The organism is Nostoc sp. DedQUE09 (genome assembly GCF_034530915.1).
GTDB lineage: Bacteria > Cyanobacteriota > Cyanobacteriia > Cyanobacteriales > Nostocaceae > Nostoc.
Genome location: NZ_JAVRCE010000027.1, coordinates 60800 through 76548, shown reverse-complemented (window position 1 = coordinate 76548; position 15749 = coordinate 60800). Strand labels below are relative to the sequence as shown.

Annotated in this window: 13 protein-coding genes; 6 read left to right on the top strand and 7 right to left on the bottom strand. The window is 43.8% G+C overall.

The window, feature by feature from the left end:
* Positions 1-87: 87 nt before the first annotated feature.
* A complete protein-coding gene (sds, locus tag RMY27_RS18355) occupies positions 88-1059 on the bottom strand; it encodes a solanesyl diphosphate synthase (protein WP_322665585.1) in 972 nt (323 codons plus the stop codon).
* Positions 1060-2026: 967 nt separating this feature from the next.
* Between sds and RMY27_RS18350 the strand changes: the two genes are divergently transcribed.
* The gene (locus RMY27_RS18350; protein ID WP_322665620.1) at positions 2027-2179 is read left to right on the top strand and encodes a hypothetical protein; all 153 of its coding nucleotides are present in this window, start codon (positions 2027-2029) and stop codon (positions 2177-2179) included.
* Between the two features lie 69 nt (positions 2180-2248).
* Here the strand turns inward: RMY27_RS18350 and murI are convergent, their stop codons facing one another.
* The 5 genes from murI to RMY27_RS18325 all read right to left on the bottom strand — a co-directional run bounded on the left by murI (position 2249) and on the right by RMY27_RS18325 (position 9729).
* Entirely contained in the window at positions 2249-3124 is an 876-nt protein-coding gene (murI, locus tag RMY27_RS18345; RefSeq protein ID WP_322665583.1) for a glutamate racemase, read from the bottom strand.
* Between the two features lie 129 nt (positions 3125-3253).
* A complete protein-coding gene (locus RMY27_RS18340; RefSeq protein ID WP_322665581.1) occupies positions 3254-5170 on the bottom strand; it encodes an N-acetylmuramoyl-L-alanine amidase in 1917 nt (638 codons plus the stop codon).
* The gene (locus RMY27_RS18335) at positions 5167-5322 is read right to left on the bottom strand and encodes a hypothetical protein (RefSeq protein ID WP_322665579.1); all 156 of its coding nucleotides are present in this window, start codon (positions 5320-5322) and stop codon (positions 5167-5169) included. The genes RMY27_RS18340 and RMY27_RS18335 overlap by 4 nt, the downstream gene beginning before the upstream one ends.
* A 356-nt stretch (positions 5323-5678) precedes the next feature.
* The gene (locus RMY27_RS18330; RefSeq protein WP_322665576.1) at positions 5679-7559 is read right to left on the bottom strand and encodes an N-acetylmuramoyl-L-alanine amidase; all 1881 of its coding nucleotides are present in this window, start codon (positions 7557-7559) and stop codon (positions 5679-5681) included.
* Positions 7560-8250: 691 nt separating this feature from the next.
* Complete coding sequence (locus RMY27_RS18325; protein ID WP_322665574.1) at positions 8251-9729, bottom strand: cation:proton antiporter; 1479 nt, start codon at positions 9727-9729, stop codon at positions 8251-8253.
* Between the two features lie 300 nt (positions 9730-10029).
* Here RMY27_RS18325 and RMY27_RS18320 point away from each other — a divergent pair, with 300 nt between their 5' ends.
* The gene (locus tag RMY27_RS18320) at positions 10030-10773 is read left to right on the top strand and encodes an SIMPL domain-containing protein (RefSeq protein WP_322665614.1); all 744 of its coding nucleotides are present in this window, start codon (positions 10030-10032) and stop codon (positions 10771-10773) included.
* A 111-nt stretch (positions 10774-10884) separates the two neighbouring features.
* On the opposite strand, the gene RMY27_RS18315 is transcribed toward RMY27_RS18320, so the two are convergent.
* A complete protein-coding gene (locus RMY27_RS18315; protein WP_322665572.1) occupies positions 10885-11247 on the bottom strand; it encodes a single-stranded DNA-binding protein in 363 nt (120 codons plus the stop codon).
* A gap of 372 nt (positions 11248-11619) precedes the next feature.
* Between RMY27_RS18315 and RMY27_RS18310 the strand changes: the two genes are divergently transcribed.
* The 4 genes from RMY27_RS18310 (at position 11620) to ribD (ending at position 15737) form a co-directional block, all read left to right on the top strand.
* Positions 11620-12627 carry a rod shape-determining protein gene (locus tag RMY27_RS18310; RefSeq protein WP_322665570.1) on the top strand — a complete coding sequence of 336 codons (1008 nt, stop codon included), beginning with the start codon at positions 11620-11622 and terminating at the stop codon, positions 12625-12627.
* A gap of 100 nt (positions 12628-12727) precedes the next feature.
* Positions 12728-13522: a rod shape-determining protein MreC gene (mreC, locus tag RMY27_RS18305; RefSeq protein ID WP_322665569.1), complete on the top strand. Its 795-nt coding sequence runs from the start codon at positions 12728-12730 to the stop codon at positions 13520-13522.
* 25 nt (positions 13523-13547) lie between these two features.
* On the top strand, positions 13548-14165 hold the full coding sequence (gene mreD, locus RMY27_RS18300) for a rod shape-determining protein MreD (protein ID WP_322665567.1): 618 nt from the start codon (positions 13548-13550) through the stop codon (positions 14163-14165).
* Positions 14166-14519: 354 nt separating this feature from the next.
* Positions 14520-15737 (top strand): bifunctional diaminohydroxyphosphoribosylaminopyrimidine deaminase/5-amino-6-(5-phosphoribosylamino)uracil reductase RibD, encoded by a 1218-nt coding sequence (ribD, locus tag RMY27_RS18295; protein ID WP_322665613.1) that lies wholly within the window; start codon positions 14520-14522, stop codon positions 15735-15737.
* Positions 15738-15749 lie beyond the last annotated feature (12 nt).

The window sequence follows — 15749 nt, the reverse complement described above, 5'->3', positions numbered from 1 at the left end:
CAACATTTCAGGTTTTTGGTGCGTTACGTCAGCCACAACACACTTACATCTAAATCCCAACTTTCTACTTAAGAACTGATAACTGATTTAATAAAGGCGACTCAGTGTGTACTCAGCTATGTTAATCAATGCCTGGTGGGATTCTGAGAATGGGAGAACTGCAAGATGTTCAATTGCCAACTTAGCATGGTGAGCAGCTAACTCTCGCGCCTGCTGTATACCTTGACTATCTTGAATCAGTGCTAATGCTTGCTCTAAATCTCCTTCTTGAGCAAACTCTCGTTCAATCAGCACTTCTAAAGATGGTTTTTCCGCCAAAGCAAATAAAACGGGTGCAGTTAGATTACCACTTTTGAGATCCGACCCCACTGGTTTACCCAAGGTATCTGTTGTACTGGTGAAATCTAAAATGTCATCAACAATTTGAAATGCTATACCAAAATGACGACCGTAGCTATATAGATGCTCAACAGTTTCTCGCGAGACTTCACTGAGTAACCCAGCAGCTTTAGAACTGTTGGCAATTAATGAAGCTGTTTTGTAGTAACTCTTTTCAATGTAAGTTTCAATAGAGATACCAGCATCAAAACGATTTAGTCCCTGCTGAATCTCCCCAGTAGCCAGATCCATAATGACTTCTGAGAGCAGTTTCACTACCTCCAAATTGTCCAAGTTTGCTAAATACCAGGACGATTGGGCAAAGAGAAAATCTCCTGCTAAGATTGCAATGCGGTTCCCGAACAAACTATGAACGGTAGGAACGCCTCGCCGCACGTCTGATTCATCTACCACATCATCATGTACTAAACTTGCTGTGTGAATCATTTCTGTAATCTCAGCAAGGCGGCGATGACGCGGTGTAATTTCTTGTTCTAACATTGTTGCCCGCGATATTAGCAGGACAATTGCTGGTCTGATACGCTTTCCCCCAGCTCCGAATAAATGTTCGGCTGCTGCAAACAGAATGGGGTGGCGATTTCCAACTAGCTGTTTTAGGTTATCTGCTAGTAGTCGCAGGTCTGCTTCCACAGGGGTAAACAGGGAGGTGGCTGGGGTCATGGATGGGCGGACTCTGACTTAGGTTACGAAAGTTTACATATCCTATACTCATTTTAAGATAACCCTGTGCCAGCGCAAAGTTTTCATCAGGTAATCCCATTTTTATGAGTCTATGGGTGATAATTAAGGTTGTTGAGGTTTTTGTCAATAAGCAATTACACTTAATCTGTGGCTACTTAAACTTTAAACTAACTTAAAAGATGAATTCTCAGTACACGGGATAAATTCCAAATTAAATTGTGTTAAGTAGTTTCTCATCTCACCTTTATTGCCACAGTTCCAAAGATAATTTAAGCAATATTACTTATTGACAAAAAGCAAGCGATTTAATCTTGTCGCCAAGATATAAGGCTAAATTTATCCAGATTGAGGTGTAGCTCTTCAAAAAATTTGAAATTTAGCAGCCGAATAAGCTCAAAATTCAGGGTCGTTGTGTTACGCTAAAATATAGGAATTTTAAATTTTGTAAGATATTCGCACCCCACAAGTTAAGTCAGCTACTAGTTGATTTTACTGACTTGGTGTTGTGATTCTAAAATAAGTATTCGTCGGTTAGATTAAGGGATAAATTCTTTAATTTTCCTGCGATAGACAAAACTCCTGGTTTGGAGCTGTGTGATATTCCTATGGGAAACCGCTATACGTACTCCGCGCACGTAGGGCGCAAGCATTGCTCTTTTCACAGCAGTTTGAGCAAAAAATAAAGCAGATCGAGTAGACCGCTGAGAATCGTAGTTTTAGATTGCTAAACGGCAAGCTAACTGCTGTGGGATCTATGGTCTGCAATAAGTCGCATTAGCTCATAAATTCTTTGTCCGTAGAGGATTTTATCTCTATAAGTAATTTTACCATAGGAAACTACAGTCATCAAGAATGCACTTGCTTGGCTGAGGTTCTACTAATTTTATGGAATTTTATATTTGTTTAGAAGGGTGCTAGTAGAACAATGATTTACGGAAGTATACCTATGATGATTTTTATTTTAGCCTCTGGATATTTGTTCACAGTCTACCTGTTATTAGCACTGGCAAAGCGAACGGGTACAAAGACTGTTCCTAGAAGTTTCCCTTCATCTACCGAAGGAAAACGCAAGCAGGAGATATCAGTTAATAGTCAATAGTCATTTGTCATTTGTCCTTAGTCATTCGTCATTTGTTTCGATAAATGACTAATGACTAAGGACTAAGGACTAATTAGTTTTATGGAGTTGGGAAATAGCGATATCAGTGAAAGAAACCTCTTCAACCATTGGGGTATAGCCTAGCCACTGCACTCCTGACTGGGAAAACTGTTGCGGGCAACCGCTGACGGCGAAGCGAGTTGGTAATGGTAGATGAGTATTTCTTAAGCCTAGTAAGTCTAGTTCTTGGGCACAAGCTGCCACAACATGAACAGCTGGATCGACCAACTGGACTTGAGAGGGGAGGAGCGATCGCAGTACTGGTGTAAGGTGGGGATAATGGGTACAGCCGTGAACTAAGGTGTCAATTTCCTGCTCTAATAAAGGCTCTAGGTAAGCTCGTGCCACTTCAGCAGTGTAAGGATCGTGAATGCGGTTTTGCTCAATCAATGGCACAAACTCTGGACATCCAACTTGCCAGACTTGGACATCGGGAGCAATTTCGAGAATAGCGTGCTTATAAGCATTACTTTTAGCTGTAGCTGGAGTGGCAATTACACCAATGCGCTTTCCTTGCTGCACCGCAGCTTTTGCACCCGGTAGGATTACTCCCAAAATGGGTATGCTGAATTCTTGACGCACAGTTTCTAGGGCTAAGGCAGAACTGGTGTTGCAAGCCATAATTACCATTTTTACCTGCTGCTGTTGTAGCCAGGTAATAATTTCACGTGTAAATCGTAAAATTTCTGCTTGTGAACGAATTCCGTAAGGAAGTCTAGCTGTATCCCCAAAGTAAACAATTGATTCATTGGGGAGTTGTCGATACACTTGTCGCAGTACTGTTAGCCCACCCACACCACTATCAAAGATGCCAATTGGGGCACGTTGGGGTTCTCGCTCGGAAAAATCGTCAAGATTCCCTTCAAAAATGGAAGATGAATACACAGGCAGATATATATTTAGGTTTGGGGATTTAAAATACAGAACTTAGCAGACAATCTCCAATTTGACCACTAAATTCTGCACATCAAAGAAGTTTAAATACTACCTCTTTAATTAGTAATTTGTACTATATTACCTCTGCTGTAAGTATTTTAGAATGCCACGAGCGATCGCTTCTGCCATCCGATTTTGATATTCTGGTGTTCCCAATCTGGGATTATCCTCGTAACCACTCATATAGCCTGTTTCTACCAAAATCGAAGGCATGGAGCTTTTCCTAAGAACATAGAATCTGGCTTTGCGAGTTCCCCGATCTTTAATAGTACCGATATCCTGGAGAATAGTTTTACGAACTGCTTCAGCCAGACCATAACCGCTCTCGTAATAATAAACTTCTAAGCCATTGACATCAGGGCGATTCTCAATGGAATTAGCGTGAATGCTGACAAACAAAGTCGCGTTAACTCGCTTGGCAATATCTACCCGTCCCTGAAGTTCTACAAAAAAGTCGGCATCCCGTGTTAGTACAGCTTGCACACCGTTTTGCTCTAAAATTGCTCCTACCCTTTTCCCAATAGGCAAAATTACATCCTTTTCTAAAAGTCCCCCCAAACCAGGGGCACCTGAGTCTTTTCCACCATGTCCTGGGTCAATAACAACTAGCAATTTCCCTCTGGGAGCTGAGGGGCGTGGTCGTGGCTGGGAGATTGGACGGGGGTTATCTATGGAATTTGGTAATTGTCCTTGGTCTGGTAATGGCAGAGGAGGTAAAGCAATGGGCGGTGTGATGCTGCTACTAGAGCGTCGTAATTCTAAAGCTAAAAACTGGTCGCCAACCTGGTTGAGTTCCCCAATTTGTACTCCGGCTGCTGGTTGAACCAAAACGGTGACAGTGTTGGATTCTTGTGGTTGCAGGCGGACCCGCAAAATCGGGCTATTAGGATTAAAAGTCGGGCCTGTGACTTTGGGAGCTAACTTAGCATTGTTGATAGTGATACGGAACAGACCAGAGGTTCTATCCCAGCCTCCTGTAGCAGACAAAGTTTGGTCGGCTCGAATCAGCAATTGTGTACCATTATTAGCCAGTTGCACAGACTGAATGTTAGCAGGTGTGTTACTTGGTGCTATAGGACGTGGACTGTTACTTCCAGGCAGCTGGGCAACTCCACGACTGGGTAGAACCACAAAACCACCAACACTGCTAGTAGTTGCTCGCCAATTTTGACTATTTTCATCTACTTGTAAAGTCAGGCGAACAACAGATGGGTTGGTTTGCAGCTGGGTGAACTGGATACGGCTAACACCATAACGATTAATCGACAAATCTCGCTGCTCTAAACTTGGTGATAGAGTTGCACCAGCAATGTCGATGTTAATTGCCTTCTGATCGTTGCTACGATTTACCTGAATTTGAGGATTACCACCATTGGTGCGGATAAAAAAACCATCACCAGTGACTTGTAAGTTCTCAATTTGAGTCACTTTGGCGACAACCATTCTGTTGTTCAGTGGTCTGGTATTCAGTGGATTTACAGAATCTGCTGTCACCACATTGTAAATATTCCTTGGGGGGAATGTTTGTGTAGATGTTCTGGGTGAAGTATTAGTGGCTATAGCCTGTTCTGGTTGCCCCTCAGTGTTTCTTGCGGGTACATTGTCAGCTTCTGGCGTAGGTAATTGCACTGTCCAGCGATCGCCAGTTGTACCCACAAATTGCACTCGTTTAGGGTCTAAACTATAACCAGGAGTCAGTTCAACCACTATGCGCGTTGTTTGTTCGTCAAACTGCCCAACACGAATATAACGAATTGCACCGCCCACTTGTTGGGTTAGCTGCGGGCGGCCAAATGTGGTTCCTGGTAAATCAATTACTAGTCTAGTCGGGTTAAAAATTAATTGTGCTTGGGGTTGAACATCCCCTTGAGTATTAATTTCCAGCTTGTTTTGATTGGCATCAAAACGCCAAGATTCAAGTCTCGCGGCCATTGCCGGCGACGATAGCATGAAGATGGTTCCAATAGTACTGGATAGTAACCAGCGTAATTTCACAGTCTTTTCTCCTGATTCACATTTATGGGAGCCGTCAACATCTCAACATATTGGCAAATCCTCACACCGTCACCGCGCACACTTGAGTTTTGCGCTGTTATTAAGACACAGCTAATGGCGTAAAATATAGCACGCTCCTCTGATTTTGCCATGCCATTAGCCTATATAAATTTGACTGCCAATTTTAAATTTTAGATTCCCGATTTTAGTTTCCTGCCAGACTAGCGTCTTGCTACACTAACACCTGTTGTAGGTGATACAAATCCAAAATCGTTCGACTGAGCGACTTGCCTTGACTTATGCCGAGCGAAGTCGAGGTAGCAAAGCCGAAAGGAGCCGAAGTCTAAAATCCAAAATTTGTTGACTTGCAAAGTATCAAATGACAATAACAAAGAAGCTACTTTTATCCCGCCGCAAGAATACTTAAATTGTTTTACTACTAAATTGGATAAAAATGGTAAAGATTAGATGTACTTACTCAACAATTTAGAAATTTAGACTAAATTACTTATCTTCTCTTTAGATACTGAAGAATGCCACGAGCGATCGCTTCTCCCATTTGATTTTGGTAAGCTGAGTTTCTGAGTTTAGCGTTATCCTCTCGACCGGTCAAATAACCTGTTTCTACCAGAATTGAAGGCATAGAACTTTTTCTGAGGACAAAAAATCTGGCTCGCCGCGTTCCCCTATCTCTGACATTTACACCTTGGAGAATACTGTTATGGACAATGCGAGCCAAACCCAAACCACTATCGTAATAATACGTTTCTAAGCCACTGACATCCGAACGACCTGGGCCGACTGCATTAGCATGAATACTAACAAACACATCAGCATTAGCTCGCTCTGCTAATTGCACTCGTCCTGGTAGGGTAACGAAATAGTCAGAATCCCTCGTCATAACTACCTGTACGCCATTTTGCTGCAATACCTGAGCTATTCTTTTGCTAATAGGCAAAATAATATCCTTTTCGCGTAGTCCACCAAGACCTACAGCTCCAGGGTCTTTACCACCATGTCCGGGGTCAATAAGGACTACCACTCGCCCATTGGTAACTCGGCGTTGTGGTTGTGTTGGGGGCTGGGGATTTGGATTGTTTGGGTCTGGGAATGGCCCGCGGTTCGGCGGTGGTAGCCCAGGTAAAGCAAAGGGTGGTCTTCCAGGGAGGCTGACAATTCGCCGAGAACCTTGTATTGGTAGAGCCAAAAGCTGGTCGCCGATTTGCTGGGGTTGCCCAAGCTGCACTCCTCCTGCTGGTTGAACTAAAACAACCACTGTATTGGTGGATGCTTGAGGTTGCAGACGTACCCGAAGAATGGGGCTATTGGGAGCAAAAGTAGGCCCTATAACTCTGGGAGCTAACTTGGCATTAGTAATTGTGACGCGGAAAATACCTAAGGATCTATCCCAGGTTGCCGTAGCAGATAAAGCTTGGTTGCCTCTAATTAGCAGTTGTTTGCCATTATCGGCAAGTTGCACAGACTCAATTGTTGCTACCGAGTTGTTGGTAGATGGTCTATTGGGCAAGGAAACGGCTTCTGACTGATTGTCCGAATTATTACTTCTAGGCAATCTGACAACGCGACTAGGTAGAATTATCAAACTACCATCGTTACTATTACTTGCTCGCCAATCTGGGCTATTTTTATCTACCCGTAAAGTTAGGCGGACACCAGGAGGTTGGGTTTGTAATGAGGTGAATTCGACGCGGCTAATACCATGTTTGTTAACGGGTATATTACTCTGCTGCGTCAGACGTGGTGATAAAGATGCACCAGAGATATCTAGAAAGATGGTAGCGCGATCGCGGCTGCGAATTACCTGAATCGGAGGATTACCACCACTGGTACGAATGAACAACCCATCACCTGTTACCTGTAAGCTCTCAATTTCAGTTGCTCCTCGTGTAGTACTGGCAACCCTTGAAATACTAGGTCTAGTTTCCGAATCTGGGGTAACTACGCTGTAAGCATTTCTAGGAGAAGTAGCTAATTTTTCAACTTCTGGCGTAGGTAATTGCACTGTCCAGCGATCGCCAGTTGTACCAACAAATTTCACTCTTTTGGGGTCTAAACTGTAACCAGGAGTCAGTTCGACAACTATGCGTGTTGTATCTACATCAAACTGTCCAACACGGATTGAGCGAATTCCACCACCCACCTGTTGGGTTAACTGTGGACGACCAAATGTAGTTCCTGGCAAATCAATTACCAGCCGAGTTGGGTTGAAAATTAGTTGTGCTTGGGGTTGAACTGCTCCTACAGTATTAATTTCCAGCCTGTTTTGATTGGCATCAAAGCGCCAAGATTCAAGCCTCGCGGCCATTGCTGGCGACGATAGCATGAAGATAGTTCCAATAGTGCTGGGTAGTAACCAGTGTAATTTCACAGTCCTTTCTCCTAATTCACATTCATGGGAGCCGTCAATATCTCAACTCATTGGTAAATCATCATCACACTATCACCACCGAAACTTGATCTCTGAATCCCTTGTTTGATTTTTAAGCTGGTATTTAGACACACTTAAATCATTGATCGGGTTTCAAATTAAGTTTAAATCCCCATGCGAAACCTTCCACCTTTACAGATGGAGAACTCTGACTCCCAATAAAGCTAGAAAACTGATAATTGATAGCTGTTTACTGATAAGTGTTTGTTCTTTGTTGCCATCGATGCACTGAGTAAATAATTCCCATTACTGTCAAACGATCTAGCAAGATTTATGGGTGTTACTCCCCAATTATCTAGAAAATATTCAGATAAAGGCTAACAAGCCAAGGCAGACTAGAAATTAAGTAACATTCTGAATGCTGGTAGAAATTATAAACAAATGATTATTCTACAATCACACGGGACGGAGATTTTAGGATAGAAGTTTCCACTGCACAATTGGAGCAGAGGAGAAAAGGAGCAGGGGAGCAGAGGAGAAAAGGAGCAGGGGAGCAGAGGGGCAGAGGGGCAGGGGAGCGGGGAGATGAGGGGACAAGGAGATAAACAAAACTCCTAACTCTTAACTCTTAACTATTAACTCAGCACTCCTAATACCCAATGCCCAGTGCCCCATTCCCCATTCTTAATAATTAACGATCGCCAGAATCTGGAGTTACTCCCAAATTGCTGCTGTCATTTGATGCTGGCATCCTCGACTGAGGTGTTTCAATTACCAACGAAGTCCCAGAGGAACCGTCTAAAATTAGTTGCTCTGAGCTTCCATCCACGGTTTTTGGATCTGGAAACACAAATCGTAACAATGGAGGAGCTAAAAAGGTTGTCAAGATAACCATCATGATAATTGCTGCTCCTAACGGTTTCGAGAGAGCGCCACTGGCAGCGCCGACACCAGCAAACACTAACCCAACCTCGCCTCTAGGAATCATCCCCACACCGATCGCTAAACGGTTGATTTCCGGTTGACCAAACACGCTTAAACCTGTGATTACTTTACCGAGAATGGCTACTGTAATCAGGAAAGTTGCCATAATTAGACCTTCCCGATTGTCGGGAATTGCTGGGTTTAATACTCCCAAATCGGTTTTTGCGCCAACAGTCACAAAGAAAATTGGTACTAACATATCAGCAATAGGAGAGACTTGCTTTTGCAGTTCTTTACGCTTATCTGTCTCTTCTAGAACTAAACCAGCTGCAAAAGCTCCCAGAATTGCTTCCAAGTGGATGACGGCAGCAAGGTATGCCATAGCAAAAGCGAAGATGAATGCTGGAATTACCAGTCCACCGCGTGTTTTGAGTTTATCAGCGATCGCTACAAAGGACTTATTGAAAACATTGCCTAGTAGGATTGCTCCCAAAATAAAACCAGTGGCGCTGATAATCAAATAAATGACTTTGCTGACATCCACCACGCCGTCTTTAGCTAAACTGGCAACTACCGCTAAAACGATGATTCCTAGTACGTCATCAATGACAGCAGCACCCAAAATAATCTGCCCTTCTTTAGAATTGAGTCGCCCCAGTTCTGACAGCACTTTGGAAGTAATACCAATACTAGTGGCAGTCAAAGCCGCCCCTGCAAAAATTGCGGGTATAGCGCTAATACCAAACAAAGTCATTAGTCCCACAGTCCCAGCCGCAAAGGGTACTGCTACCCCAACTACTGCGACAACAGTAGCTTGAATACCAACTGCCATTAAATCTTTTAAATTCGACTCCAAGCCGATTTCAAACAGCAGAATAATCACACCCAATTCTGCCAAAACGGAAATGACCTCGGACTGGGCTGCAAACACTGCTGGAGCGGCTTCAGGCGTTAAACCAGCAGTGGTTTGAAGGAAGGACACGATCAAAGAGTTAGAACTGTCTGTGCCGCCTTCTGGAAATACCAAAAGGTGGAAAACAGAGATGCCAACTACTACACCGCCAACGAGTTCACCTAAAACAGGCGGCAAACCCACTTGGTTTGATAACTCTCCACCAACTTTGCTGGCGAGATAAACGACTACTAAGCTTAGTAACACTGCTGCTACTACCATCGAACTGTCTGCGGCTTCTGTTGCGCTGGCCAGCAGAGGAAAAGAGAAGTTGATTGGATCTAACAAATGCATTAGGTTCTCTGAAAATCCTTCTCTTTGATTCTGACGCGTTTCTGAAAAACATCCTATAGAGACGAAATCCGAATTCAAATACGCTGTGCAGCATTGATGTAATTTTTTTAGTTTCAAAAAATGTAACCATTTCAGCTTTTGACGATCGCAGTGTCAAAGTAAGAACATAGAAATTGTATCTAGTGATCGCACTTGAGTTGTGAAAAACTGATGGTGGCTGTTGGCTTTCAACGACCACCAGAAGATTGCTACATACCTTTATTCAAAACATCTGTGGATACTTTGAGGAGTGCAAATATGATGACTAGAGCCGCTTTACCCGGTTCTCATTTTCCATCGACAAACCTGTGGAAAATACTGCCTTTAGCAATGCTTGTATGTGCAACTTTTGTAGTACCTGCATTCGCACAAGAAAAAGATAGATTGTCACGAACCCTTAGTGTCAGTGGTCGCGGAGTGGAAACAATTCCGACAACTCTGGCACAAGTCAGTTTAGGAGTGGAGATTCAGGGGAAAACAGCCCAAGAGGTACAGCAAGAAGCCGCTCAGAGGTCATCGGCGGTGGTTGCGTTTCTCAAGAGCAAAAATGTTGAAAAATTACAAACTACCGGTATTCGTCTCAATCCGGTTTACAGCTACACCAATAATATCCAGCGAATTACAGGCTATGCTGCCACTAACACTGTGAGTTTTAGTATTCCTGTTGAGCAAGCTGGGACATTATTGGATGATGCAGTCAAAGCCGGTGCAACACAAATTAACGGCATTACTTTTGTTGCGAAAGATGAAGCGATCGCAGCGGCTCAAAAGCAAGCATTAAAAGAAGCTACTCAAGACGCGCGGCAGCAAGCTGATGCAGTTTTCAACGCTTTGGGTTTTAAATCCAAAGAAATAGTCAGCATTCAAGTTAATAATGCCAGTGCGCCTCCACCACCACCAATGTTTTTACGGGCTGAGGCTGCAAAATCAGCTGATGCTTCCACCCCGATTGTTGGTGGTGAACAGCAAGTAGAAGCATCGGTGACGTTGCAAATTAGTTATTAGTCATTTGTCATTAGTCCTTTGTCATTTGTAAAGGCAAAGGACTAATAATCAATGCCCACTTGCCCTGAGCGGAGCCGTTCGCGTAGCGTCTCGCAGAGAAGGGATGCCCAATTAAAAATGTTCTGGAGACATATCTCCTGTACCACCTTCTGCATCTCGCTTAGAGCCTAATAAATCCAGCTGATCTACTTGGATCACAGGGGATGAGCGGTTTGCTCCTGTTTGGCGATCGCTCCATGTGTCAAATTTCAAGGAACCTTTGACAGCAATTTGTCTACCTTTACGTACATAATTACCTGCCACCTCCGCCGTTTTTCCCCATAGTTCCAAATTAAACCAGTCGGTATGTTCACCTTCTTTTGTGCGACGATTAACAGCTAGTGTTAATCTACACTTCACACTACCAGACTCAAAATACTTAATCTCTGGGTCGCCGCCTACACGACCAATGAGGGTGACAACATTGATACTCATCGCGTTACCTTTCAGTACAAACGTACTTAGCAATTTCGACTTTCATCATAGCGAATTGTGAAAGACTTGAAAATAATGTGTTAAACAGTTAACAATATAATTGACTTGAAAATTTATACACACTATTTGGAGAAACACATAAAAATATACGGATATACTAATCTAACCAGAGAATATCAAAAAGTACGGGGCTTGAGACATACTAAATATTCCTGGGAATCATATAAAAATATAGTCTAACTGACTCAACTCAGGATAAGAACTTTATCAAATCCGGCACAATTAACTATTACCGTTGTAGTCAAAAAGTATCGCACATAGGGGGCTTACAGACGCGTGGGTATTTTTAGGAACTTTCGCACTTCATGGGATATGGGTATCGACCTCGGTACCGCGAACACCCTGGTTTATGTATCTGGTAAAGGTATTGTACTACAAGAACCTTCTGTAGTTGCTATCGATGTCAACGAAAAGGTTGCACTAGCAGTAGGAGAAGAAGCCAAAAAAATGCTCGGTCGCACACCGGGAAATGTGATTGCTCTGCGTCCTTTGCGGGATGGTGTAATCGCTGACTTTGATATAGCCGAGCTGATGCTGAAAAGCTTTATTCAGCGTGTAAATGAAGGTAAGTCTCTAATCCTACCCCGAATTGTCATTGGTATTCCCAGTGGTGTCACAGGAGTAGAAAGACGAGCGGTGATGGATGCAGCTCACCAAGCAGGAGCAAGAAAAGTCTATTTAATCGATGAGCCTGTAGCTGCGGCCATTGGTGCAGGACTACCTGTTGCTGAAGCAACTGGCAACATGATCATCGATATTGGTGGTGGGACAACAGAAGTTGCAGTGCTGAGTCTTCAAGGTACGGTAATCAGCGAATCTGTACGTATTGCTGGAGATGAACTGACTGATGCGATCGTTCAGTATATTAAGAAAGTTCATAATTTAGTCATTGGTGAACGTACTGCCGAGGAAATCAAGATTCGGCTTGGTTCTGCCTATCCGACTAATGATGATAATGACGCGATGATGGAAGTCCGAGGCTTACACCTGCTTTCGGGTCTACCGCGAACTGTAACCATCAAAGCCCCAGAAATCCGTGAAAGCATGTTGGAACCGCTATCAGTAATCATCGAAGCTGTGAAGCGGACACTAGAACGCACACCCCCAGAACTGGCAGCAGACATTATTGACAGAGGTATTATGTTAGCTGGTGGCGGTGCTTTGCTCAAAGGCATAGATACCCTTGTTAGCCATGAAACAGGGATTATTACCCACATTGCTGCTGATCCTTTGAGCTGTGTTGTGCTGGGAACAGGCCGTGTGTTAGAAAACTTTAAACAGTTGGAACGAGTTGTTATCGAAAGCTCTCGCAATATGTAGCAAAAAAATATCAGAATTGAGTTCTATTTGAGTTCTATTTGGGTTTTATATAAATAGAATCCAAGTAGAACTTAATTTATATAAATACATTCAGGTATATATGGTGACAATACGGCGTTGGTGGGATCGTAAAGGGTTGCAAATTGGGTTGTTAGCTTTAGCACTTGGTAGTGCTTGGATATTGCGACAGACTCAAGGTGAATTAGTGCTTGAGACATACCAGGCAATTACCCGTCCATTAGAAATGTTGCAGTCAGGGCCAACTCCAGAAGAACGTATTAGAGATGCCCGGATAATGGAATTGCAAACCCGTATAGTAGATTTGGAAAGTCAAAAGACAAAGTTACAAGATTTATTAGGCTATGTGGAAAAAGAGCCGCTGGCATCGCGACCAATTCCAGCACGGGTGGTAGGACGTAGTGCTGACCAATGGTGGCAACAAGTGACGCTGAATCGCGGTGCGAATGCAGGGATTCAGGAAGGCTTCATAGTCAAGGCAGAAGGCGGATTGGTGGGTTTGGTGGAGAGTGTAACTCCTAATACTAGCCGCGTGTTGTTAATCAGCGATCTCAAAAGTCAAGTGGGTGTATCGATTAGCCGCACAGCAGCTAAAGGCGTTTTGCGAGGAGATTCTTCTGCTGAAGCTGTATTGGAGTTTTATGAAAAAGTTCCAAATGTCAAAGTAGGAGATTTAGTTTCCACATCTACTTATAGTCAGAAATTTCCCTCCGGTTTGGCAGTAGGACGAATTAAGTCGCTGGATTTAAAGAAACTCCCAGCATCAGTGGCAAAAATTGAGCTTTTTCCGCCAATCCGTTCTCTTGATTGGGTAGCTGTTTATCCCAAGCCAGAAAACCAAGAGTCGGCAAATCAAGTGCCGCAAAAGTCTAAGTAAATTCTTTGAAAAAATCACTAGAAAAATGAAGATTCCTGCATTTGGTGGTAGCAGGCAGAAAAAGCCAAAATCGTCAGAGCGAAAATCGAAATTTCGAATCCAGCCGCTAGCTCGTTGGCATCCCGGTATACGTCAGTTGTTGGGCTGGATAGTGACGGCTAGTTCTGTACTGTTATGTTTGCTATTATTACCAACCCGATTCCCAGGTATGGAATTGTTGGGAATTGGCCCTAACTGGTTATTAATTTGGGTGGTAGCTTGGAGTGTGAAGCGCACGGTGTTTGCCGGAGCATTAGCAGGTATAATTCTGGGGCTACTTCAAGATTCGATGACATCACCTAGCCCGACTCATGCCATCAGTTTAGGTATTGTGGGGGCTTTAACTGCTCTGCTCCAAAAACAGCGTTTTATCGAAGAAGATTTTATTTCGATTGCTGTAATTGTCTTTGTTTTGGCAGTTTTGGCAGAAACTATCTTTGGGTTGCAATTAACTTTGCTCGGCAATGAGCGCAAGGTGACAGATATTTGGACATATTATCAGCGCGTCGCTCTCGCCTCTGCCATTCTGAGTAGTCTGTGGGCACCTGTGGTCTATTATCCCCTGAATCTTTGGTGGCAGCGGATAAAATTGTTAGAGCAATAGTAAAGGGAGTTAGAGACGCGATTAATCGCGTCTGTAGAAGAATTAGGAGTAGAAACGCGATTAATCGCGTCTGTACAAGAATTAGGAGTTAGGAAGGGAATAGGTTACAGGTGACAGTAAAGAAAATTATCTTTTGTACCCTGTAACCTAAATCTTTATGGAATTTGGGCAACCTTGGCAATATGGATTCAAGCTACAGTGAACTGTAAGTGTGAATATTACAGACTCATGTAAGTTGAGACAGCCAATAATAGCGCCTAGATATTACTGTTAAATTATCAGGAGCAAAGCGCGATTCTCTTGTGGAGAGGCTGCGCGATCGCGTGCAGAATATTTACAGTGTTGCCTAAAATTATGGATAATTCCCCAGTGGTCGCTCAAGCAGATGCATCCTTACCAAATTACACTCAGGAAAATACACGAATAGTGGAGTCAGCAGCTGGCTCGAATTCACCACCGAAGCAAAAGGTAGGAACTGATTTTGACTCTCGCATGATGCTGCGGTGTTTGGAACTGGCCCGTCGCGCTTTAGGGCGGACTTCGCCAAATCCGCTAGTGGGAGCGGTGATTGTCAAGGATGGCGAGATTGTAGGCGAAGGGTTTCATCCTCGTGCAGGTGAGCCTCATGCAGAAGTGTTTGCCTTGAAGGAAGCAGGCGATCGCTCTCGTGGTGCAACAATCTATGTCAGCCTCGAACCTTGCAATCATTACGGACGTACTCCCCCTTGTTCGGAAGGATTGATCGAAGCAGGGGTGGCAAAAGTAGTAGTGGGTATGGTTGATCCCAATCCGCTGGTAGCTGGAGGTGGCATCACCCGTTTACGGGCGGCGGGAATCGAAGTATTGGTTGGAGTAGAAGAGGAAGCCTGCCGTCAGCTAAATGAAGCTTTTGTGCATCGCATTCTCTATAAGCGACCTTTGGGAATTTTAAAATATGCGATGACTTTAGATGGGAAAATTGCTACTACCTCTGGTCATAGCGCTTGGGTGACAAGTCAAGAAGCCCGCAGTGAAGTACATCTAGTGCGGGCGGCTTGTGATGCCATAATTGTCGGCGGTAATACAGTCCGACAAGATAATCCTTACTTAACCAGCCATCAGGTGGGGGCACATAATCCCCTACGAGTGGTGATGAGTCGCCATCTTAACTTACCGGCCAGTGCCCATCTGTGGCAAACCGCGGATGCTCCAACTTTGGTGTTGACACAGAAGGGTGCTAACCCCGATTTTCAAAACCTGTTGCTCAACCAGGGTGTGGAGGTGGTGGAATTAGCATCACTGACACCGGATAAGGCAATGGCGTACTTATATGAACGAGGTTTTTGTAGCGTGCTGTGGGAGTGTGGTGGTACTTTAGCTGCTAGTGCGATCGCTCAAGGAGCAGTACAAAAAGTTTTAGCATTTATTGCCCCAAAAATCATTGGTGGTAGTATTGCTCCCACACCAGTGGGCGATTTAGGTTTTACTACCATGACTGAGGCGTTATCTTTAGAACGTGTTCGTTGGCGTGTAGTAGGCTCTGACTGCTTAGTAGAAGGTTATTTGTCCCAAAAAGCTAATAGTCAACAGTAATAACGCTTGACG